We start from the raw sequence: 1,635 nt of genomic DNA on the forward strand, positions 1-1,635 counted from the left end.
CGCGCTGCCCGTCGAAAAGGTCACGACGCGGCTGGTCGAGGGCCTGGAGATCGCGGCGATCAACGGCCCGTCCTCGGTGGTCGTCGCGGGTGATCCGGGGGCGCTGGACGACCTGGTCGGGGCCTGTGAGGCCGATGGTGTGCGGGTGCGGCGGGTGCCGGTCGACTATGCCTCGCACACCTCGCATGTCGAGTCGATCGAGGGTGAGTTGGCGGATCTGCTGGCGGGGCTCGATCCTCGGCCGTCGCGGGTTCCGTTCTTCTCCACGGTCGAGGGACGGTGGCTGGACACGACGGAGCTGGACGGCGGCTACTGGTACCGCAACCTGCGGCGGACCGTGCGGTTCGAGCAGGCCACCGAAGCCCTGAGCGACGCCGGGTTCCACGCGTTCATCGAGATCAGCGCGCACCCGGTGTTGGTCCCGAGCATCGCGGAGACCGTCCCCGCGCCCGCCGTGGTCGTGGGCAGCCTGCGTCGCGACGACGGCGGGCTGGACCGGTTCCTCCGTTCCGCCGGAGAGGCGCACGTCGCCGGGGTCGAGATCGACTGGAGCGGCGCGTACGGGCCCGGGCCGTTCCGGCGGCCGGACCTTCCCACCTACGCCTTCCAGCACCGGCGCTACTGGCTCGACGGCGGGCGCGGCAACGGCGACCTCGCCGCCGCGGGGCTGGAGGACGCCGGTCATCCGCTGCTGGGCGCCGCCGTTCCGCTGCCCGACGGCGTCGTGTTCACCGGCCGCCTGTCGCTCCGGCGGCACGGCTGGCTCGTCGACCACGCGGTCGCGGGCTCGACCGTACTGCCGGGTTCGGCCCTGGCCGAGCTGGCGCTGCACGCCGGTGCCGAGGCCGGCCACGGTGCCCTGGACGAACTCGTCATCGAGGCGCCGCTGACCGTGCCGGACGACGGCGACGTGCAGATCAGGGTCGTCGTCGCCGACCGGGAGATCGGCGTCCACTCACGGCGGGACGAGGGACGGTGGATCCGGCACGCCACCGGCCGGCTCTCCACGGAGCCGTTCGGCGCGGAGCCGCTCCCGTGGCCGCCCGCGGACGCCGAGCCCATCCCGGTCGGCGACTTCTACGAGCGGATGGCGGGCGACGGCTACGGTTACGGGCCCGCGTTCCAGGGGCTGCGCGCGGCCTGGCGGAGCGGAGACGAGGTCTTCGCCGAGGTGGAGCTCCCCGAAGGCCTTGAGACGGACGGCTTCGGCCTGCATCCGGCCCTGCTGGACGCGGCGCTCCAGACCACCAGCCTGCTCGGCGCGGACGCACCCGAGGACGGCCGGATCCCGCTGCCGTTCGCCTGGAGCGGTGTGCGCCTGCACGCCTCTGGAGCGTCGGCGCTGCGCGTACGGGCGACCTTCCGGGACGCGGCGCCCGGGTACGCGCTCACCCTCACCGACCGGGCCGGCGCGCCCGTCGCCTCGATCGGCTCCCTCGTGCTCAGGTCCGTGGCCGCCGACCGGCTGGCGCCCGCTCACGACCGGGTCCACCGGCTCGACCGGGTGCCGATCACGCTTCCCGCGACCCCCGCCGAGATCCGGGACGAGGACGTGCTCGACCTCACCGGTCGTGGCGGCCGGACCCCGGAACGGGCCCGCGGGCTCGCGGCGGCGGCGATCGTCTTCCTGCTGAA

General features: G+C 74.6%; 1 protein-coding gene. It reads left to right on the plus strand.

Translation table 11 applies throughout. The features are described from left to right. Positions 1 to 1,635: acyltransferase domain-containing protein (locus ACFFNX_RS49430; RefSeq protein WP_378213414.1), on the plus strand; the 1,635-nt coding region annotated here is incomplete at both ends.

This window comes from Actinoallomurus acaciae (genome assembly GCF_042429965.1).
GTDB lineage: Bacteria > Actinomycetota > Actinomycetes > Streptosporangiales > Streptosporangiaceae > Actinoallomurus > Actinoallomurus acaciae.